The sequence below is a fragment of the Anaerotruncus sp. 1XD42-93 genome, from assembly GCF_009917605.1.
Lineage (GTDB): Bacteria > Bacillota > Clostridia > Oscillospirales > Ruminococcaceae > Anaerotruncus.
Map to the genome: position 1 here is coordinate 1 of NZ_QZEG01000224.1, position 624 is coordinate 624.

Annotated in this window: 1 protein-coding gene and 1 pseudogene; both read left to right on the plus strand. The window is 57.2% G+C overall.

The features are described 5' to 3' along the window. A pseudogene (locus D5269_RS18795) lies at positions 1-153 on the plus strand (conjugal transfer protein TraG); the annotation flags it as partial. Next, positions 134-624: toprim domain-containing protein (locus D5269_RS18155; RefSeq protein ID WP_347707318.1), on the plus strand; the 491-nt coding region annotated here is incomplete at its 3' end. The pseudogene D5269_RS18795 and the gene D5269_RS18155, both read left to right, overlap by 20 nt.

Genomic DNA, 624 nt, shown 5'->3' on the forward strand with positions numbered 1-624 from the left:
CTCATCAATGATCTGGTAGGAAAACTGTACCGATATGATTACCGGTTCGGCTATGACCTGATGCTGACAGAGGATAACAGCATTGAGGAAAAGCTGCGTACATCTATGCGGGAAGAATGGGAGGATGAAGATTATGCGCCTTGTGATTGCTGAAAAACCGTCGGTGGCTCAAAGCCTGTCCGCTGTAATCGGGGCCAATGCCCGCAAGGACGGGTATCTGGAAGGGAACGGCTGGCGGGTCAGCTGGTGCGTGGGGCATCTGGCGGGGCTTGCCGACGCGGACAGCTATGACCCTAAATACGCCAAGTGGCGCTATGACGATCTGCCGATCCTGCCCTCGGACTGGAAAATGAGCGTGGGGCGGGACAAGAAGAAACAGTTTGATATTCTCAAAAAGCTGCTGTGCGCCCCGGATGTGACCGAGGTGGTAAACGCCTGTGACGCGGGACGGGAGGGCGAACTGATTTTCCGCAACGTCTATGAGCTGGCGGGCTGCAAAAAGCCCATGAAGCGGCTCTGGATTTCCAGCATGGAGGATTCGGCAATCCGGGAGGGCTTTGAAAACCTCCGCCCCGGCGCGGACTATGACGGTCTGCATCAGGCGGCGCTCTGCCGCGCCAAGGC